This is a genomic window from Martelella mediterranea (assembly GCF_021021415.1).
Taxonomy (GTDB): domain Bacteria; phylum Pseudomonadota; class Alphaproteobacteria; order Rhizobiales; family Rhizobiaceae; genus Martelella; species Martelella mediterranea_C.
On sequence record NZ_JAINWJ010000004.1, the window covers coordinates 215,580 to 235,982 of the forward strand.

Consider the following 20,403-nt stretch of genomic DNA (forward strand, 5'->3'; position numbering starts at 1 on the left):
GTCACTCCAGCGCTTCGAGTTCGTCGATCAACCCCTCGATCATCGACAGCCCCTTGCCCCAGAAGGCGGGATCGGAGGCATCGAGACCGAACGGCTTCAGCAGTTCGGAATGATGCTTGGTGCCGCCGGCCGTCAGCATGTCGAAATACTTGTCCTGGAAGCCGGTTTCGGCGTTTTGGTAGACGGCGTAGAGCGAGTTCACCAGGCAATCGCCGAAGGCATAGGCATAGACGTAGAACGGCGAGTGGATGAAGTGAGGCACATAGCTCCAATAGGTCTCGTAGCCGTCGGCGAGCTTGATCGCCGGACCCAGGCTTTCGCCCTGCACCGACATCCACATTTCGGAAATCTGGTCCTCGGTCAGCTCGCCCTCGCGGCGCGCGGTGTGGACCTTGCGCTCAAACTGGTAGAAGGCGATTTGGCGCACGACCGTGTTGATCATGTCCTCCACCTTCTGCGCCAGCATGGCCTTGCGGGTGGCCTTGTCCGCAGTCTTGGCCAGAAGCGCGCGGAAGGTCAGCATTTCGCCGAAGACCGAGGCGGTTTCGGCAAGTGTGAGCGGCGTCGAGCACATCAGCGCGCCCTGCTTGGCGGCGAGCACCTGATGGACGCCGTGGCCTAGCTCATGGGCGAGCGTCATCACGTCGCGCGGTTTGCCGAGATAGTTGACGAGCACGTAAGGATGCGCGGAGGGCACGGTCGGGTGGGCGAAGGCGCCCGTGCGCTTGCCGGGCCGGATCGGGGCGTCGATCCAGCGCTCGTCGAAGAAGCGCTGCGCGATGCCGCCCATTTCCGGCGAGAACGCGCCATAGGCCGAAAGCACGGTCTCGCGCGCCTCCTCCCACGGGATCACCCGTTCGGCGGTGTCGGGCAGGGGCGCGTTGCGGTCCCAGTAGTTCATCTGGTCCATGCCGAGCCATTTCGCCTTCATCGCGTAATAACGGTGGGACAGGCGCGGATAGGCCTCGCGCACGGCCTCCGTCAGCGCATCCACCACCTCGCGCTCGACGCGGTTGGAAAGGTGGCGGCTGTCGGCGATATCCTCGAAGGCGTGCCAGCGGCTGTTGATCTCGGTATCCTTGGCGACCGTGTTCATGATCAGCGAGAAAGTCGGCAGATTGTCCTTGAAGGTGGCGGCAAGCGCCTCGGCGGCCTTGCGGCGCACCGGCTCCTTGTTGTCGGACAACAGGTTGAGCGCCTTTTCGATCGGCATTTCCTCACCGTCGACGGTGAAACGCATCTTGTCCATGGTCTGGTCGAACAGGCGGTTGAAGGTCTGGCTGCCGGTCGTCGACTTTTCCATGAAGAGCTGTTCGAGCCGGTCGTCGAGCTGGTGCGGCTTTTCCTTTCTGAGGTCCAGCACCCAGGGCCGGTAGCGGGCAAAGCGCGGATCGTCCGCAAGCGCCTTTTCAATCGCTTCCTCGGAAAGCCGGTTCAGTTCGAGTTCGAAGAACAGCAGATCGGCGTAGATTTCGGTGATCCGGGTCGAGGTGTCGCCATAAAGCTTGCGCAGCGCCGGGTCGGCCGCATTGGCATAATAGGAAAGGCCCGCGAACGAGCCGAGCCGGCCGAGCGTGTCGCCGATCGCCTCATAGGTCTCGGTCGCAGCCCCCAGCCCGTCATCGCCGGATTTGCCGGCGGCATCGGCCAGATGGCCCTTCCAGCGTTCGGAAAAAGCGCGGGCCTTTCTGGCGGCGTCATCGAAATCCCCGGCGAATTCGGGCGATGTCGCGCCCAGGTAGAGATGCGTCAGGTCCCATTCAGGCAGAGCGCCAAGTTCCGGGCTTTCCGCCCTGCCGGCGGCGGCGTCGGCGGGAAGGGAAGGGAAACGGGGATTGAACATGGGGCTGCCTTTCGTGATGTGTCATTCGCCACAACATATGGTTCGTGCTCGCCGCTCGCAACGCCGGAATTTCCGCGGCGATTTGGGCTTGCGCGGAGGGCGGGCGCGACGAAGACACAGAAGCATAAAATTGAGCGGTGGAGTTGATCTGAAACAAGGGGTTAACTCTTGTGTAAGCTTAATCAGATATGACGATGGTTGGAAATTAACGGAATGTTGCCTATAAAAGGCGACCTGAAATTGTGTCGGAAAATCGCCTCGTTTGCGCCGCATTGCGCCTTCAGAAAAGAGGTTCTAATCTCTTGTGTCGGCATAAGCCTTGCGCTCGGGGGAGCCTTCGGGACGTTCAGAGAATCCAGGGAGAGTCCGGTTTGACTATCCGTCCATATCGCGCGTTCTTGCGTCGGACATTTGCTGTACTGGCCGTACTGGCGGCGACGCTGTGCTTTTTCGGCGGCGTCGAGGCGCGTGCGGAAACCCGGACACTCAAGATTTATTACATCCATACCGGCGAGAAGGCCGAGATCACCTTCAAGCGCAATGGCCGCTACGACAAGAAGGGGCTCGAACAGCTCAACTGGTTCCTGCGCGACTGGCGTCGCAAGGAGCCGACCAACATGGATCCGCGCCTGTTCGATCTGGTATGGGAAGTCTATCAGCAGGTCGGTGCGACCGATTACATCAATGTCGTTTCCGCCTATCGCTCGCCGGAAACCAACGCGATGCTGCGCGCGAACAGCTCCGGCGTGGCCAAGAAATCCCAGCACATGCTCGGCAAGGCCATGGACTTCTTCATTCCGGGCGTGCCGCTGGCCAAGCTGCGCGCAACCGCGATGAAAATGCAGCGCGGCGGGGTTGGCTACTATCCGAAATCCGGTTCTCCCTTCGTGCATCTCGATGTGGCGAGCGTGCGCGCCTGGCCGCGCATGAGCCGCAACCAGCTCGTGGCGCTGTTCCCGGAGGGGCACACCCTGCATCTGCCCGCCGACGGCAAGCCGCTGCCGGGCTACAATGAGGCGCTGGCCGAGTACAAGGCCAAGGGCGCGGTCGGATCGTCGCAGCCCGTCCAGGTCGCAAGCGCGGATGATGGCGACGAGGATGAACGTCCGAACCTGCTCTCCATGCTGTTCGGCAAGAGGGACAAGGGCGATGCCGAACCGCCGACGCCGAGCAGGCCCTCGCGCCAGCAGGCTCAGCCGCAGCGTCAGGCTGAACCCGCCCAGCGTCCCGTCGATATCCTGACGGCGGCGGTGACCTTCGACAATCTCGACATTCCGCTGCCGCTCAGCAGGCCGAGCGCCGGCGAGGCCGGTCTTGGAACGCCGCTCGCGACCGCGCTGGTCGACCCGACGCCGACCGCGGCCGAAACGGCTACCGATCCGGCCCTGGCTCTGGCCGCCGCCGATGTGCCGCTGCCGCAGACCCGTCCGTCCACGCTTGGGCCGGAAGAGGGCGTGTCCGTCGCCGATATTCTTGTCTCGGAGGCCGCCGATCCGGTGGCTGCGGCGCCCGCAACCGAGGTTGCCGCCCTGCAAACGGATGATCCTGCGTTCAACGGCGATCGCTTCGGCCTGTTCGATGGCGACGTGCCGGTGCCCAGCCCCCGTCTTGCCTATGCCGAAACCGGCGGCGCGGCGATGGGCGTCAACGCGGCTCCAACGCCAAGGCCCACGCTCGCCTCGGCCGCGCCGGCAACTGAAGCTCCGATCGACGATGCCCGGACCGAGCTTGCCCGCAAGCTTGCGGCGATGGGGGAGACGACCGAACTCGCCTATAATGAAGATGCCGACTTCCGCACGCTGTTCAAGCCAACGGCCGCGCGCATCAATGCCGCCGCTCCCGCTGCCCCGCAAAAGGGCGGGCGTCCGGGCGATGCTGTGCCGCTGGCATCATCGCATGATAATATAACGCCGAAACTGGGTAATAATAATCAGGTTTTGACTGAGTCGGCCCAAGTTTTAGTTGGCTCTAAAAATAAGGCGCAAGATAGCCAGACCGTCGTTCAGTATTTTGACTCCGCAAGGTTCTGATTCCATTGTTTTAAGAAATGGACTACTTGCCGGCCTACTGACTTTGACGTAATGTGCCGCGATGAGCAGATTCGATCCCTTTGTCGCAATTGCGGACCCCAATCGGCGCCATCTTTTGATGGCGCTTCGTCGTGAACCCAAGACAGTTACCGAACTGTCGGAGGGGCTCCCCATCAGCAGGCCTGCGGTTTCGCAGCATCTGAAGGCGCTGCTCGACAGTGACCTGGTGCGGGTCACGCCCGTGGGCACAAAACGGTTCTATGCCATCAACCCCGAAGGGTTCGCCAGCCTTAATGCCTGGATACGCCAGTTCTGAGCGATTCGGGCTGCGGGGATCAGTCCGGGGCCCGTCCGGTTGAGGACCGGACCACGAGCTCCGGCCGCCACAATTCGCCGAAATCATCCGTCTCCGTGCCGTTTATGCGTTTGATCAGCCGCTCGGCGATCCGTTTGCCGGCGGTGCGCAGCGATGAGCGCGTGGTCGTCAGCGGCACGCTGAAGAGTTCCGGGCGCAGCAGCGGCAGGACATCGTCATAGGATATCAGCGAGATGTCCTCGCCGAGCGTCATGCCGGCCGCCTCGATCGCGCGCACGATGCCGAGCGCCTGTATCATGCTGGAACAGACAATCGCGCTCGGCGTTTCGGCGAGCGCCAGAAACCGCTCGGCGGCGCGCTGCCCGTCGGCTTCCGTCATCTGCGTCGAAACATGAAAGCGGGGTTCGAGCGCAAGCCCGGCCTCGCGGCAGGCCTTGGCGACGCCATCGCGGCGCCTGATGGCGAAGCCGAAATTTTCATCGCCATTGATCAGGGCGATGCGGCGGTGGCCAAGCTGCAGCAGCAGCCGGGTCGCATCGTAAAACGCGGCCTCGTTGTCGACATCGAGCGAGGGATAGGCATGCGGCGCATCGAAGAACCGGCCATGGACGATGAACGGCAGGCCGAAGGATTCCATCAAATCGATGCGCTGGTCGTTCTCGCGGATATAGGCGAGGCACAACCCGTCGACATAGCCGCTGGTGGCAAGGCTGCGAAGCGCGGTGACCTCGTCGGCGGGGTCGGAGGGCATGACGACAAGGTGGAAATCCTCCGTCTGCGCCTGCTCGCCGAGCCCGTTCAGGAATTCGCCAAAGTGCAGATCTGAGATCACCTGGTCGCCGATCGGCATCAGAAGGCCGATCGAGCCGGCCTTGCCGGTCGCCAGCCGCTGGGCAGTCCGGTTTGGGCGGTAGCCGGTTTCGCGCGCGGCCTTCATCACGCGTTCGCGCGTGGCGGCGTTGACTTCCGGATAGCCGTTCAGGGCGCGGCTGACCGTGGTCGGAGACAGGCCGAGCCGGGCCGACAATTGCTTCAGGTTCACATCCATCCTCCCTCGTGCCTAAGGCCCTCCGTCATGCGCCCTGCCGGCTTTGCGTTCACACAAGCGGGCACAGGGTTTGAGGACTTTTCAATCCTGTCTTCGCGGCGGGCTTGGCCGACGTGCCGAGCTTCATTGCAAATGCTTGATGCAGTTGCAACTTCCGGCTTCGCGTTTCCCCTTCGCTCTCCTCAAAGCGTTTTGGGTAAACTTGAGATTTATCAAAGCGATTGATGGGATTGTTTTCAAGTCGTCGTCAAGAAAATTATTCAAACTGAGACAAATCGTCCAAAATTTCGCCTGTTTTTGACGCGGGGGGTTGACTCCTGACCCTTGCGCGAGAAATGGTTGAAGGTGTCAAAGCGCTTTGAATAAAGTGCCGAAAGACAACCAAGGCCCGCGACAGGGCCCTATGTGATGGGAGGTAAATCACATGAACAGAGCTCTTCTGACCGGCGTTGCCACGCTGGCGCTTTTTGCCGGCGCGGCCAGCGCCGCCGACCTTAAATTCCCGGTGGGCGAGGATTCCCGCTTCAACTGGGACAGCTACAACCAGTTCGCCGAAGCCCATGGCGACATTTCCGGCCAGACGCTGACGATCTTCGGCCCCTGGCTCGGTCCGGACAAGGATCTGGTCGAAAGCGTGATCGCCTATTTCGAGGAAGCCACCGGCGCCAATGTCGAGTATTCCGGCTCCGATTCCTTCGAGCAGCAGATCGTGATCGACACCCAGGCCGGCAGCCCGCCGAATATCGCGGTGTTCCCGCAGCCGGGCCTTGCCGCCGATCTGGCCGCCAAGGGTCTCCTGACCAAGCTTCCGGCCGAAGTCGGCGAATTCCTCTCCGAGAATTACGCCGCCGGCGACTCCTGGGTCGATCTGTCCAGCTATGCGGGCAAGGACGGCGAGAAGGCGCTTTATGCATTTCCCTACAAGGCCGACGTGAAGTCGCTGGTCTGGTATGTGCCGGACAATTTTGACGATGCCGGTTATGAAATTCCGCAATCCATGGAAGAGCTGAAGGCGCTGACCGAACAGATCGTCGCCGACGGCGGTACGCCCTGGTGCATCGGTCTCGGTTCCGGCGGCGCCACCGGCTGGCCGGCAACCGACTGGGTCGAGGACATGGTTCTGCGCACGCAGCCGCCGGAAGTCTACGACCAGTGGGTCACCAACGAAATTCCGTTCAACGACCCGCGCATCGTCAATGCGATCGACGAGTTCGGCTGGTTCGCCAAGAACGACAAGTTCGTCGATGGCGGGGCCGCCGCCGTTGCGTCCACCGATTTCCGCGACAGCCCCAAGGGTCTCTTCGCATCGCCGCCGAAGTGCTACATGCACAAGATGGCCTCGTTCATCCCGTCCTTCTTCCCGGAAGGCACCGAGCTTGGCCTGGATGCGGACTTCTTCTACTTCCCGGCCTATGAGGGCGAAGACCTCGGCAAGCCGGTTCTCGGCGCCGGCACGCTGTTCGGCATCACCAAGGACAGCCCCGCAGCCCAGGCCTTCATCGAGTTCCTGGAAACCCCGATCGCGCATGAAGTGTGGATGGCGCAGTCCGGCTTCCTGACCCCGTTCACCGGCGTTAACCCGGAAGCCTATGCCAATGACGCGCTGCGCGGCCAGGGCGAGATCCTGACGGAAGCAACCACCTTCCGCTTCGACGGTTCCGACCTGATGCCGGGCAAGATCGGCGCGGGCGCGTTCTGGACCGGCATGGTTGACTTCGTCGGCGGCCAGTCTGCCGAACAGGCGGCCACCAACATCCAGAACACCTGGGAATCGATCAAGTAACGGTCGCCATTCCAGACGGATTTGCGATAATTGACCGGGCCGTTCGCGGCCCGGTTGCCCTGTCTTAAGCCGCGTGGTTGTCAGATGGCGGCCGTTACGGCAGACTTCTTCCAGCGCGCCCGCAAAACCGGACACCGGTTTTTGCAGTGAGGCGCGACAGAACAAAAGGGAACGCGGCGCCGGGCGCTGGCGTTGCCCGACAATAGGCTGAGCGGTGCGGCGACTGCCGACCGCCAGGGGGAGCGAAAGGCGTGGAACAAATCATCAAAGCCTTGCTGGCTGTCGTCATCGGCGTGGCCGCCGCCATGATCTATTTCTACGGCACCAACAAGTTGCTCGACATCATCTTTCCGTCCCAGACGAAGGACCCGGCGCAGGGCGTGCGCAATCTGCGCATCTCCGGCATGATCCGCCCCTGGCTGTTCCTGCTGCCGGCGCTGTTGTCGCTCGGGATCTATCTGGTCTATCCGGTTTTCGCCTCGCTCTGGTATTCGGTGCATGGTCCTTCGGGCGACACCTATGTCGGGGCGGCGAACTATGTGTGGATGTTCAACGATTCCGAATTTCGCGAATCGATGTTCAACAACATGCTCTGGCTGGTCTTCGTGCCGGCGCTTTCGACCTTCTTCGGCCTTATCATTGCCTGGCTGACCGACCGCATCTGGTGGGGCTCGTTCGCCAAGATGATGATCTTCATGCCGATGGCGATCTCGTTTGTCGGCGCTTCGGTGATCTGGAAATTCGTCTATGATTATCGCGGTCAGGGCGCCGACCAGATCGGCATCCTGAACGCGATCGTCGTGGCCATGGGCGGCGAGCCGCATGTGTGGATCGCCATGCCGTTCTGGAACAATTTCTTCCTGATGATCATCCTGCTCTGGATCCAGACCGGGTTCGCCATGGTGCTGCTGTCGGCCGCGCTGCGCGGCATTCCGGAGGAAACCATCGAGGCGGCGGTGATCGATGGCGCCAACGGGCTGCAGATCTTCTTCAAGATCATGGTGCCGCAAATCTACAACACCATTGCCGTGGTGTGGACCACGATCACCATCATCGTGCTCAAGATCTTCGATATCGTTCTCGCAATGACCAACGGGCAGTGGAATACCCAGGTGCTCGCCAATCTCATGTTCGACTGGATGTTCAGGGGCGGGGGCGATTTCGGCCGCGGGGCCACGATCGCGATCGTCATCATGGTTCTGGTTATCCCGATCATGGTCTGGAATATCCGCAATTCGCGCAAAGAGATGGAGGGCCGGTAAATGCACTCGCACAAGAAATCGCCGCTGGTCTGGTTCTCCCATATCACCGTGCTTCTGCTGGTGATCCTGTGGACCATTCCGACCTTCGGCCTGCTGGTCACGTCGCTGCGCGACAAGGATCAGATCGTCGCTTCCGGCTGGTGGACGTCGCTTTCCACCTCCACCCAGAACCTGATCTACCGCACGCCGGGCGCGGAGGGGCAGACCGAAGAGGACGGGCTTTATGTGATCACCGGCAATGCGCTGGACGGCGCGGGCGGAGTGGTTTCCCGCTTCGGCACATCCTCGCTCAGGCCCCAGGAGTTCGAGGTTGGCCAGACCGTCGAGATGGGCGATGGCCAGGAACTTACGGTGGAAGCCGATGGCGAATACCGCATGACCTCTGAAGAGCCGTTCGGCCGGCGCGGCGATCGCATCTTCGTCACCGCAAAAATCCCGCCGCGCTTCACGCTTGAGAACTATCGCAACGTGCTGACCTCGGAAGGCATTGGTCAGTCCTTCCTCAACTCGCTGACGGTCGCGATCCCCTCGACCATCATTCCGGTGCTGGTGGCGGCCTATGCGGCCTATGCGCTGTCGTGGATGAAATTCCCGTTCCGCAACCTGCTGCTCGCCGTCATCGTCGGCCTGCTGGTGGTGCCGCTGCAGATGTCGCTGATCCCGCTTCTGAAGATGTATAACTGGATCGGCGACATATTCGGCGTGCCATCCAAGACCTATGTCGGGATATGGCTGGCGCATATGGGCTTCGGCCTGCCGCTCGCGATCTATCTGTTGCGCAATTATATCGCCGGCCTGCCGCGCGAAATCATGGAATCCGCCCGCGTCGATGGCGCGAACGACTTCATGATCTTCCGCAAGATCATCCTGCCGCTGTCCTATCCGGCGCTTGCCTCCTTCGCGATCTTCCAGTTCCTGTGGACCTGGAACGACCTGCTGGTGGCGACCGTGTTTCTCGGCAATAGCGAGCAGACCATCGTGCTGACGGCAAGGCTGCGCGAACTGCTCGGATCGCGCGGCGGCAACTGGGAAATCCTGACGGCCTCCGCCTTCATCTCCATCATCGTGCCGTTGATCGTGTTCTTCGCGCTGCAACGCTATCTGGTGCGCGGCCTGCTGGCGGGCTCGGTCAAGGGCGGCTGACGCCGCCTTGAGCCCTGCCTGCGATACTGACAAGAAAAGACAAGAGAATGAACGATACCAATAACAAGGCCATCGACAAGGACTGGTGGCGCGGCGCCGTCATCTACCAGGTCTATCCGCGCTCGTTTCAGGATTCCAATGGCGATGGCGTCGGCGATATCCGCGGCATTGCCGAACGGCTGGATTATATCGCCGGCCTCGGGGCCGACGCGGTCTGGATCTCGCCGTTCTTCACCTCGCCGATGAAGGATTTCGGCTATGACGTGTCGAACTACAAGGACATCGATCCGATGTTCGGCACGCTCGCCGATTTCGACGCAATGATCGCAAAGGCCCATGATCTGGGCCTGAAAATCATGATCGACCTGGTGCTGTCGCATACCTCCGACCAGCATCCCTGGTTCATGGAAAGCCGCGCAAACCGCGATAATCCTCGGGCGGACTGGTATGTCTGGGCGGATGCCAAGCCGGATGGCTCGCCGCCCAACAACTGGCTGTCGATCTTCGGCGGCTCGGCCTGGCAGTGGGACAGCCGCCGCCTGCAATATTACATGCACAATTTCCTGGTCTCGCAGCCGGACCTCAATTTTCACAATTCCGAGGTTCAGGACGCGCTGCTCGATGTCGCGCGCTTCTGGCTCGATCGCGGCGTTGATGGCTTCCGCCTCGACACGATCAACTTCTACTTCCATGACCAGCAACTGCGCGACAATCCAGCCCTTGCGCCCGAGCGTCGCAACGACCAGACGGCGCCGGCGGTTAATCCGTACAATTATCAGGAACATCTCTACGACAAGAGCCGCCCGGAGAATCTGGAATTCCTGAAGCGGCTGCGCGCGGTGATGGAGGAATATCCGGCCGTTGCGGCCGTTGGCGAGGTTGGCGACAGCCAGCGCGGTCTCGAGATCGTCGGCGAATACACCTCCGGCGGCGACAAGATGCAGATGTGCTATGCCTTCGAATTCCTGGCCCCGCAGCCGGTGACGCCGAAGCATGTGGTCAACTCGATCAACGCCTTCGATGCCGCCGCGCCCGAGGGCTGGGCCTGCTGGGCGTTCTCAAACCACGACGTGGTCCGCCATCTCAGCCGCTGGGGCGCGGGCATCGCGGACAAGGAGGCCTATGCCAAAATGCTGGCCTCGCTGCTGATGACGCTCAAGGGCTCGATCTGCCTTTATGAGGGCGAGGAACTGGGGCTGACCGAGGCCGACATCGCGTTCGAGGACCTGCAGGATCCCTACGGCATCGAGTTCTGGCCGGAATTCAAGGGCCGCGACGGCTGCCGCACGCCGATGGTCTGGCAGGCGGGCGCTGTCAATGCCGGCTTCTCCACGGCGGAGAAGACCTGGCTGCCGGTCTCGCCCGATCATGTGATGAAGGCGGTCGACGTTCAACAGGGCGAGGACGGATCGGTGTTTGAGCACTATCGCCGCTTCCTGGCGCTGCGCAAAGGCCTGCCAGCGCTCGGCAGAGGCGGGATCGTGTTTCACAGGGCCGATGATGACGATGCGCTGTTGATCTTCACGCGCGATCTCGAGGGCGACAGCGTTCTTTGCGTGTTCAACATCTCCGCGGCACCCGTGACGGCGCATCTGCCGGATGGCGCATGGGACGGGCTTGAAGGAACAGGCTTCTCGTGCGAGGCCGAGGGCAATACGATAAAACTTCCTGCCTGGGGCGCATATTTCGCCCGCAAGGGCGCATAGGGAAAGGGGCGGTAATGACTGGTGTAACACTCAAGGATGTGAAGAAATCCTACGGCAATGTCGAAGTTCTTCACAAGATCGACCTGGAAATCCAGCCGGGTGAGTTCGTCGTCTTTGTCGGTCCTTCCGGCTGCGGCAAGTCGACACTGCTCAGGATGATCGCCGGGCTGGAGGAAATCTCCGGCGGGACGATCGCGATCGAAGACCAGGTGGTCAACGACATTCCGCCCTCCAAGCGCGGCATCGCCATGGTGTTCCAGACCTATGCGCTTTATCCGCATATGTCGGTCTACGACAACATGGCCTTCGGCATGCGCATCGCCAAGGAGAGCAAGGAAGAGATCGACCGTCGCGTGCGGGCCGCCGCCGACATGCTGCAGATCACGCCCTATCTCGACCGTCTGCCGAAGGCGCTTTCGGGCGGTCAGCGTCAGCGCGTGGCGATCGGCCGCGCGATCTGCCGCGATCCGAAGGTGTTCCTGTTCGACGAGCCGTTGTCGAACCTCGATGCCGCTCTTCGCGTCGCGACCCGCATCGAGATCGCCAAGCTCAACGAGAAGATGCCTGATACCACGATGATCTACGTGACCCACGACCAGGTCGAGGCGATGACGCTCGCCGACCGGATCGTGGTGCTCTCGGGCGGCTATATCGAACAGGTCGGCGCGCCGCTGGAGCTCTACGAGCGCCCCTCGAACCTGTTCGTGGCCCAGTTCATCGGCTCGCCCGCCATGAACATCATGCCGGTGAAGATCGCCCGCACAGGCGAGACCACCGAAGTCGAGCTCAAGGACGGCAAGCGCTTCGATGTGCCGATCAAGACGGAGGAGAGCGAGCGCGGCAAGAAGGCAAGCTTCGGCGTGCGGCCCGAGGACGTGCGCGAGGCGGCCGAAGGCGAGGATTTCCTGTTCGAGGGCAAGATTTCGATCATCGAGGCGCTGGGCGAGGTGACGCTGATCTATATCGAGGGCGACCTCATCGACGAGGACCCCATCATCGTCAAGCTTCCCGGCATCCACAAGGGCAAGCCCGGCGATGTGATGCGCTTCGTCGCCGATCCGGAAAGGCTACACCTCTTCGACGAAAGCGGTCACAGCTACCTTTACCGCTGACCGCATTCGCTGCGCCGATATAAAAAAAGCCCGCCAGGCATATTGCCGGCGGGCTTTTCTATGTTCTCCGCTGCGGGAGGGGGACACAGCGAAGAATGAATGGCGGACAGGGGGACGTCCGCCATTCGGGAGAAAGATCAGAACTTGTAACCGACGCGGGCCATAACGCGGTTGGACGTGTAGTCCTTGGCTTCGAAGCCCGTCAGAGCGCCGTCAAAGTCCTTTTTGCCGAAGTCGGTGTAGCGGTATTCCAGACCGGCAAAGACGTTGTTGCTGAGCGCGTAGTCGAGACCGGCGCCGACCGTCCAGCCGTTGAAAGCCTGGCTCTGGTCGAGACCGTTGCCTTCGATGTAGCCGTTGGCAATCGCCCAACCGCCCGTTGCGTAGATCAGGGCCTTGTCGAACGCGTAACCGAGACGGGCGCGAACCGAGCCTTCCCAGTCGGAACCGGCCTTCACGCTGAAGGGCGCGCCGACATTATAGTCCTGCTCGTTCCAGTTATAGTCGAGTTCGCCTTCAACACCGACGACAACATTGTTGTCGAACTGGTAGTTGTAACCGGCGAAACCGCCGAGCTTGCCGCCGTCGAAATCGTCGCTGCCGATCTGTACACCGTTGTAGTGCAGGTTTGCGGTCGCCCAGTCATAGCCGCCGGTGCCACCGAGGTAGAAGCCGGTCCAGCTGAAGGTCTGGGGGATGACCTGCGGAGCGACATAGGGTTCGGCTGCAGGCGTCATGACCACGTCAGCGGCTTGGGCAGCGGCGCCCATGGCGACGAAAGCGGCGGAAGCGAGAAGAATCTTTTTCATTACTGTACTCCTTCGATGTGTTTCACCTAGCGTCTAGATAGGTGATTTAATCAATCGATCAAATTAACTTTGCACATCCCGCGCACTTGGTTGGGAGCTGTTGCTGGAATGTTACAGTGTCCCCTGCTCGATTGACCCTTGCCTTGGAAACGAAATAGGCCCGGGATTTGTTTCCCGGGCCGACGATTATTGGTGGCATATGTTTATTTCGTGGCAGCAAGGCGCACGAATTGGGGCAGGCAATCACGTAATACGAATGATCGTAACGATCACTCGAAAAACACGCTGGCGCCGTGATCGGCCGTGCCGACATGATGGCGGAACGGGGCGAACAACTCCCGCCCCATGCCGTAGTCATTGCCGGTGAGATCGGCCTCGGCGAGCGGCCGGGCATCGAACTCTTCCGCCGGCACCAGAACCTCAAGCGTCCCCGCCTCGGCATCGAGCCGCATCCGGTCGCCGGTGCGAATCTTCGCGATCGGGCCGCCATCCTTTGCTTCCGGCGTCACGTGGATCGCCGCCGGCACCTTGCCGGACGCGCCGGACATGCGCCCGTCGGTAACGAGCGCCACCTTGTAGCCGCGGTCCTGCAGCACGCCGAGCGGCGGCGTCAGGCGGTGAAGTTCCGGCATGCCGTTCGATTTAGGGCCCTGGAAGCGGACGACCGCGATGAAATCACGGTTGAGGTCGCCGGCCTTGAAGGCCGTCTGCAGTTCCTGCTGGTCGTGGAACACGATCGCCGGCGCCTCGATCACGCGGCGCTCCGGCTTGACGGCGGAGATCTTGATCACCGCCTTGCCGACATTGCCGGCAAGCATCTTTAGCCCGCCATTGGGCTGGAACGGCTTGTCATGGGTGGTCAGCACCTTCGGGTCGGCGCTTGGACCGTCGCCGATCGGCTCGCGGCGCACCGTGCCGTCATCGTTGAGCTTCACATCGATCGCATAGGCTTCCATGCCCTCGCCGAACACGGTGCGGACATCGTCGTGCAGGAAGCCGGCGTTGAGCAGTTGGCGGATGAGATAGCCCATGCCGCCGGCGGCGTGGAAATGGTTCACGTCGGCAAGCCCGTTCGGGTAGACGCGGGCCAGCAGCGGCACGATGTCGGAGAGTTCGGAAATATCCTGCCAGGTGAGCTGGATGCCTGCGGCCCGCGCCATCGCCACAAGGTGCATGGTGTGGTTGGTGGACCCGCCGGTGGCGTGCAGCCCGACCACGCCGTTGACGATCGAGCGCTCGTCGATCATCTGGCCGACCGGCGTGAACTCATTCCCGTCGGCGGTGATCGCGAAGGCGCGCTTAACCGCCTCCTTTGTCAGCGCATCGCGCAGCGGCGTATTGGGGTTGATGAACGAGGCGCCCGGCATGTGCAGGCCCATCATCTCCATCAGCATCTGGTTGGAATTGGCGGTGCCGTAGAAGGTGCAGGTGCCGGGACCGTGATAGGATTTTGATTCCGATTCCAGCAGTTCCTTGCGCCCGACCTTGCCCTCCGCATAGAGCTGGCGGATATGCGATTTCTCGTCATTGCCCTGGCCGGTGGTCATGGGACCCGCGGGAATGAAGACCGTCGGCAGGTGGCCGAAGGTGAAGGCGGCAATCGTCAGGCCGGGGACGATCTTGTCGCAGACCCCGAGATAGACGGCGGCGTCGAACATGTTGTGCGACAGGCCGACGGCGGCGGCCATCGCGATCAGGTCGCGCGAAAACAGCGACAGTTCCATGCCGGGTTGGCCCTGGGTAACGCCGTCGCACATCGCCGGCACGCCGCCCGCCACCTGCGCCACGCCGCCGGCCTCGCGGGCCGCTTCCCGGATCAGCGCCGGGAAAGTCTCGAACGGCTGATGCGCCGAGAGCATGTCGTTATAGGAGGTGATGATGCCGAGATTGGGGACGGTATCGCCCGAAAGCGCGTCCTTCTCGGCGGGGGAACAGACCGCAAAGCCATGGGCAAGATTGCCGCAGGACAGAACGGAACGATGGACGCCCTTCGTGATCGCCTGGGAGACGCGATCGAGATAGGCTTCGCGGGTCGGTTTGGACCGCTCGACAATGCGAGCGGTTATGTCTGCAATACGGGGATCGGCGGTCATGGGGCTTTTCCTGTGCTTTACGGAAGGCGCCCGGCAGGAAGTGTCAGGGCGCCCAGTATATTTCCACGGGTGAGGAGGCGCGGGTGAGAACGGCGCGGATGGGCATTTCCGCCTCGTCATCGCCGGCCAGCGCCTTGTTCAGAACATCCTTCTTGGCCTGGCCTTCGATATGCAGCACCAGAAGGCCCGCATTTTCGAGGCTGGAGAAGGTGAAGGTCAGCCGGGCTTCGCCCGCGCCTTCGGCATGAATGGCCATCACGCCGGTGGGCGTGGTCTTGTCGAGCGCCTTTTCAAGCGTGTCGCCTCCCGGGAAGAACGAGGCCGTGTGGCCATCGGTTCCCATGCCCAGCACCACGACATCGAAGGGCAGGCTTGCCGCCGACACCTTGTTGGTCACGATATCGGCCGCTTCCTCGGCGGTTTCCACCTTCTGGTAGAGCGGAATGAAGCGGGCGCTGGCGGCGGGGCCGGTCAAAAGGTTTTCCTTCACCAGGAGATGGTTCGAGCGCGGATTGTCCTCCGGCACGAAACGCTCGTCGACCAGGGTGATGGTCACCTTCTCCCAGTCGATCGGCGCTGCCGACAGCGCGCGGAAGAACGCCTTCGGCGTCGACCCGCCGGAAACGGCAAGCGAGGCCATGCCCTTGTCGGCGATCGCGGCGGCGAGCTTGCTGGCGACGGCCGCGGAAAGGGCCGCGGCCAGATCAACGCCGTTTTCGAATGTGTGCATCGTCTCGGTCATGTCGCGGCCCTCACAGCGGCTCGTGCCAGGTGCGGCCGTCGCGCTCGATCAGCGCGATCGCCTTCGACGGGCCCCAGGTGCCGGCGGTGTAGCCGTGAACCGGCTGGCCGGTCGCTTCCCACGCCTTCAGGATCGGGTCGCACCAGCGCCATGCCTCCTCGACCTCGTCGCGGCGCATGAACAGCGTCTGGTTGGCGCGCACCACATCGAGCAGCAGGCGCTCATAGGCATCCGGGTTGCGCACGTCGAAGGCCTGGGCGAAGCTCATGTCGAGCGCGACCTGGCGCAGGCGCATGCCGCCGGGGCCGGGATCCTTGATCATCAGCCACTGCTTCACGCCCTCGTCCGGCTGCAGGCGCAGCACGAGCTGGTTGGCCGCGATCCGTCCGGCGCCGGGGCCGAAGATCGAGTGCGGAATTTCCTTGAAGGTGATGACGACTTCCGAAAGCCGGCTGGCAAGCCGCTTGCCGGTGCGGATGTAGAACGGCACGCCCGCCCAGCGCCAGTTCTCGATCTCGGCCTTGATGGCGACGAAGGTCTCGGTGTCGGATTCGCCGCCGAGCTCCTCGAGATAGCCCTTGACGGCGCCGCCCTTGGAGGCGCCGGCGCGATACTGGCCGCGAACGGTCATCGCGCTGGCGTTATCCTCGGTGATCGGCTTCAGCGAGCGCAGGACCTTGAGCTTTTCGTCGCGGACGGCCTCGGCCTCCATCGAAGAGGGCGTTTCCATCGCCACCATGCAGAGCACGTTGAGGATGTGGTTCTGCACCATGTCGCGCAGCGCGCCCGACTTGTCGTAATAACCGGCGCGGCCCTCAAGCCCGACCTCCTCGCCGACCGTGATCTGGATATGGTCGATATGGTTGGCGTTCCACAGCGGCGCGTAGAGCATGTTGGCGAAACGCAGCGCCATCAGGTTCTGCACCGTCTCCTTGCCGAGATAGTGGTCGATGCGGAAGACCTGTTCTTCGTGGAAGGTCTTGGCGATCATGTTGTTGAGTTCCAGCGCGGAGGCGAGGTCGCGGCCGAGCGGCTTTTCAACGACGATGCGGGTCTGCTTGGTGATCAGCTTGTGGTCGCGAATGCCGTCGCAGATCGGGCCGAAGATCGAGGGGGCGACGGCCATGTAGAAGGCGCGCACCCGATCCTTGCCGGGCTCCAGCATTTTCTTGAGCGCGTCCCAGCCCTTGTTGGTGGTCGCGTCGACCGGCACATATTCGATCCGGGCGAGGAACTTGGCGACTTCGTCCTTGTCGTATTCACCGTCCTTCAAGTGCTCCTTCAGCGCCTTGTCGGCATGCTCGCGGAACTGCTCCGATGTCAGCTCGGAACGCGAGGCGCCGATGATGCGGGTCGGGTCGGTGAACTGTCCCGCAATCTGGCGGTGGTAGAGCGCGGGGAGAAGCTTGCGCTCGGTCAGGTCTCCGGTTGCGCCGAAGACAACATAGTCGAAGGGGTCGACGGGGATCATTTGACTGCTCATGGTCAGTCCTCTCAATCGTCAGCTGGTTGGCGGTGTTTTATCAAATCGATTTAAAAATGCCAGTCCGATTTCGAAAAAATCGGATATGGGCGAGAAAATGCAATCGGTCTTTCATCAGTCGGTCTCGGTTGTGAAGCGCCTGCGGGCCGGGTACCGGCGCGCGAGCGTGAAAAAGAAATCAACTAGATCAGGTCGCGCAGCGCGAACCATGTGAGGGCGAGGAACAGCAAGGGCTTGCGCAGCCGCTCGCCGCCGGGGAAGGCGGGGATTTCCAGATCGCGGTAAAGCCCGAGATCCTGCGAGCGCCCCGCGATCTCGTCGGCATAGAGTTTGCCGCAATAATTCGACAGCATGACGCCATGGCCGGAAAACCCGCCGATCGAGGTGACGCCCGGCATGATCTCGTCCACCAGCGGCCGGCGCGGAAGGGTGATGCCCACCGATCCGCCCCAGGCATGGGTGATGTCGATGTCGGCCAGTTGCGGATAGACCTGCGTGATCTGGCGATGGAGATGCTTGGAGACGTTCTTCGGATCATCGGCGGAATAGACCTCGCGCCCGCCGAACAGCAATTCTCCGGTCGGTGCCTTGCGAAAGTAGCGCACCACGAACCGACTGTCATCGACCGATTCGCCGCCCGGCAATATCTTCAGCGCCTTGGGGAGCCGGGTGGTTGCGGCGATGAAGGAGCGGATCGGCATGATCTTGGCCGCCGTTTTCGGCTCCAGATGCTCCTGAATATAGCCGTTGCAGGCGATCAGCGCCCGGTCGGCGGTAATCGTGCCGCGCTCGGTCTCCACCGCGATCCTGCCATCGACGCGGTCGATGTTGAGCGCCTTGGTCATTTCGTACAGGCGCGCGCCGGCCTTTGCCGCCGCCTTCGCCGTTCCCACCAGCAGTTTCAGCGGATGGATATGGCCGGTGCCGATATCGCGCAGGCCGCAGTAATAATGGTTGGAACCGAGCCGTTCCGCCGTCTCCTGTCTGCTCATGAACGACAGATGCGGATAGTCATAGCGTTCCGCCAGCGCCTCGGCGTGATGGCGATAGGTGTATTCCATATTGCGCTTGTGGGCGACGGAAAGCTGGCCCGGCGTGAAGTCGATATCGATCTTCTGGGCGCGGGCGAAATCGAGCAGATGGGACTTGGCGTCCTCGGCCATCCGGAAAAACGCGAGCGAGCGCGCCTTGCCGAGCTTGTGCTCCATTTCTTCCGGCCACCAGTGCTGGCCGGTGCCGAGCTGGCCGCCATTGCGCCCCGATGCGCCGTCGCCGAACCGGGCGGCGTCGACCAGCACCACGTCAACGCCGTCGGCCGCCAGTTGATAGGCCGCCTGAAGGCCGGTGAAGCCGCCGCCGACGACAATGACGTCCGCGCTGGTCGAGCCGTCAAGCTGCGGATAGGTCGGCCGCTCGGCAAGCGTTGCCTGATACCAGGAAAGGCCCGGCGCAATCGGGCTTTGCCATTTCATTCGCGAAGGCCTCCGTCATCCAGGGTCGGTTACTGTTACACGTGAAGGAGCAGAAATTCCCGTTCCCACGGGCTGATCACCTCCATGAAGGTCTCGAATTCGCCGCGCTTGATGCCGGCGTAAAGGTCGATGAACTCGTGCGACAGCACGGGAACGAGCGCCGTTTCGGCCTCCATCAGCGCCAGCGCCTCCAAAAGGCCGCGCGGCAGGTCGACAATGCCCTCATTGGCGGTGTCGGCCGTGGGCGCGGAGGGGTCCGCAAGGTTCTCGATGCCGAGATAGCCGCAGGCGAGCGAGGCGGCAAGCGCCAGATAGGGGTTGGCGTCGGAGCTCGGCAAGCGGTTTTCCACGCGCCGCGAATCCGGATCGGAAACCGGGATGCGGAACGCCGTTGTGCGGTTGTCATAGCCCCAGGCGGTGTTGACCGGGCAGGCCATGTCGGGCGTCAGCCGGCGGTAGGAGTTCACATAGGGCGCCATCATCACCAGCGTGGACGGCACATATTTCTGCATGCCGCCGATGAAGTGGAAGAATTCCGGCGAGGGCTCGCCGTTTTCCAGCGAGAACACGTTGCGGCCGGTCTCGATATCGATCAGCGACTGGTGAATATGCATCGCCGAGCCCGGCTGGCCCTGCATCGGCTTGGCCATGAAGGTGGCGAAGGTGCCGTGCTTGGTGGCCGCTTCCCGGATGGTGCGCTTGAAATAGAACACCTGGTCGGCAAGCTCCAGCGGATCGCCATGGCGGAGATTGATCTCCAGCTGGGCCGGGCCTTCCTCGTGGATGAGCGTGTCGATCTCCAGCCCCTGCGCCTCGCAGAAGTGGTAGATGTCGTCGATGAGTTCATCGAACTCGTTGATGCCGGCGATCGAATAGGCCTGGCCGGCGACGATTGGGCGTCCGGAGCGACCGACGGGCGGCACCAGCGGCAGGTCGGGATCGTCGTTCTTGGCCACCAGATAGAATTCGATCTCGGGCGCGACCACCGGACGCCAGCCCTTCTTCTCGTAAAGCTCGACCACACGCTTCAGCACGTTGCGCGGGGTGTAGGGCACCTCTTCACCATCGGAGCCGACGACGTCGCAGATCACCTGCGCGGTCGGATCGCTTTCCCAGGGCACCGTCGTCAGCGTCGACAGGTCCGGCACGAGCTTGAGATCGCTGTCGCGCGGCTCGTAGCGGAAGCTGCCGCTCTCATCCGGATAGTCGCCCGAAATCGTGTGGCGGTAGAGCGCGGAGGGGAGCGCCAGCGAAGTGTTGGAGGTGAATTTCGAGGTCGGCATCATCTTGCCGCGCGGCACGCCGGCAAGGTCCGGGGTGATGCATTCGATATCCTCGATGCCGCGCGCCTTCAGCCAGCGCGCTGCATCCTTCCAGTCCGCGACGCCGCGCGCGGAGGCGGGCGAGGACAGCACGGTCGGCTTCTTCGCCCGTTTGATTCTGCTGCTTTGGGTTTTGCTTGCGGCTTTCATGGAGATTTTTTTGGCTGGCATTTTTCTCGCCGGTTGTCATTGCGGTTTGCTGTATCATAAACACCCGTGACGCGTTGGCGAGGGGGCAA

General features: G+C 62.3%; 15 protein-coding genes. 7 read left to right on the plus strand and 8 right to left on the minus strand.

From position 1 onward, the window contains the following. Window position 1: 1 nt before the first annotated feature. On the minus strand, window positions 2-1,843 hold the full coding sequence (locus K7H91_RS02800) for a M3 family oligoendopeptidase (protein ID WP_230718691.1): 1,842 nt from the start codon (window positions 1,841-1,843) through the stop codon (window positions 2-4). Window positions 1,844-2,271: 428 nt separating this feature from the next. On the opposite strand from K7H91_RS02800, the gene K7H91_RS02805 reads away from it, so the two are divergent. Together K7H91_RS02805 and K7H91_RS02810 are read left to right on the plus strand one after the other, a co-directional pair. Continuing rightward, window positions 2,272-3,873 (plus strand): DUF882 domain-containing protein, encoded by a 1,602-nt coding sequence (locus tag K7H91_RS02805; protein ID WP_419197439.1) that lies wholly within the window; start codon window positions 2,272-2,274, stop codon window positions 3,871-3,873. 61 nt (window positions 3,874-3,934) lie between these two features. Next, the gene (locus tag K7H91_RS02810; protein ID WP_018065161.1) at window positions 3,935-4,189 is read left to right on the plus strand and encodes an ArsR/SmtB family transcription factor; all 255 of its coding nucleotides are present in this window, start codon (window positions 3,935-3,937) and stop codon (window positions 4,187-4,189) included. Window positions 4,190-4,208: 19 nt separating this feature from the next. Here the strand turns inward: K7H91_RS02810 and K7H91_RS02815 are convergent, their stop codons facing one another. Continuing rightward, window positions 4,209-5,231, minus strand: a complete 1,023-nt coding sequence (locus tag K7H91_RS02815; protein ID WP_230718778.1) for a LacI family DNA-binding transcriptional regulator — start codon at window positions 5,229-5,231, stop codon at window positions 4,209-4,211. Between the two features lie 430 nt (window positions 5,232-5,661). Here K7H91_RS02815 and K7H91_RS02820 point away from each other — a divergent pair, with 430 nt between their 5' ends. The 5 genes from K7H91_RS02820 to K7H91_RS02840 all read left to right on the plus strand — a co-directional run bounded on the left by K7H91_RS02820 (window position 5,662) and on the right by K7H91_RS02840 (window position 12,243). Beyond that, window positions 5,662-7,020: an ABC transporter substrate-binding protein gene (locus K7H91_RS02820; protein ID WP_230718693.1), complete on the plus strand. Its 1,359-nt coding sequence runs from the start codon at window positions 5,662-5,664 to the stop codon at window positions 7,018-7,020. A gap of 251 nt (window positions 7,021-7,271) precedes the next feature. Beyond that, window positions 7,272-8,282: a carbohydrate ABC transporter permease gene (locus K7H91_RS02825; RefSeq protein WP_230718694.1), complete on the plus strand. Its 1,011-nt coding sequence runs from the start codon at window positions 7,272-7,274 to the stop codon at window positions 8,280-8,282. Next, window positions 8,283-9,425, plus strand: a complete 1,143-nt coding sequence (locus tag K7H91_RS02830; RefSeq protein ID WP_230718695.1) for a carbohydrate ABC transporter permease — start codon at window positions 8,283-8,285, stop codon at window positions 9,423-9,425. It begins immediately after the preceding gene. A gap of 47 nt (window positions 9,426-9,472) precedes the next feature. After that, complete coding sequence (locus K7H91_RS02835) at window positions 9,473-11,131, plus strand: alpha-glucosidase family protein (protein ID WP_230718696.1); 1,659 nt, start codon at window positions 9,473-9,475, stop codon at window positions 11,129-11,131. Between the two features lie 14 nt (window positions 11,132-11,145). Next, window positions 11,146-12,243, plus strand: coding sequence for an ABC transporter ATP-binding protein (locus tag K7H91_RS02840; protein ID WP_230718697.1), 1,098 nt, complete (start codon window positions 11,146-11,148; stop codon window positions 12,241-12,243). 137 nt (window positions 12,244-12,380) lie between these two features. Here K7H91_RS02840 and K7H91_RS02845 read toward each other — a convergent pair whose 3' ends face one another. The 6 genes from K7H91_RS02845 to K7H91_RS02870 form a co-directional block, all read right to left on the minus strand. Then, window positions 12,381-13,052 carry an outer membrane protein gene (locus K7H91_RS02845; protein ID WP_230718698.1) on the minus strand — a complete coding sequence of 224 codons (672 nt, stop codon included), beginning with the start codon at window positions 13,050-13,052 and terminating at the stop codon, window positions 12,381-12,383. A 269-nt stretch (window positions 13,053-13,321) separates the two neighbouring features. Further along, window positions 13,322-15,145, minus strand: coding sequence for a phosphogluconate dehydratase (edd, locus tag K7H91_RS02850; RefSeq protein WP_230718699.1), 1,824 nt, complete (start codon window positions 15,143-15,145; stop codon window positions 13,322-13,324). 43 nt (window positions 15,146-15,188) lie between these two features. Beyond that, window positions 15,189-15,887: a 6-phosphogluconolactonase gene (pgl, locus tag K7H91_RS02855; RefSeq protein ID WP_230718700.1), complete on the minus strand. Its 699-nt coding sequence runs from the start codon at window positions 15,885-15,887 to the stop codon at window positions 15,189-15,191. Window positions 15,888-15,897: 10 nt separating this feature from the next. After that, window positions 15,898-17,370, minus strand: coding sequence for a glucose-6-phosphate dehydrogenase (gene zwf / locus K7H91_RS02860; protein ID WP_230718701.1), 1,473 nt, complete (start codon window positions 17,368-17,370; stop codon window positions 15,898-15,900). Between the two features lie 182 nt (window positions 17,371-17,552). Beyond that, window positions 17,553-18,842, minus strand: a complete 1,290-nt coding sequence (locus tag K7H91_RS02865) for an NAD(P)/FAD-dependent oxidoreductase (RefSeq protein WP_230718702.1) — start codon at window positions 18,840-18,842, stop codon at window positions 17,553-17,555. Between the two features lie 35 nt (window positions 18,843-18,877). Next, window positions 18,878-20,314: a glutamine synthetase family protein gene (locus tag K7H91_RS02870; RefSeq protein WP_412768648.1), complete on the minus strand. Its 1,437-nt coding sequence runs from the start codon at window positions 20,312-20,314 to the stop codon at window positions 18,878-18,880. Window positions 20,315-20,403: the final 89 nt, after the last annotated feature.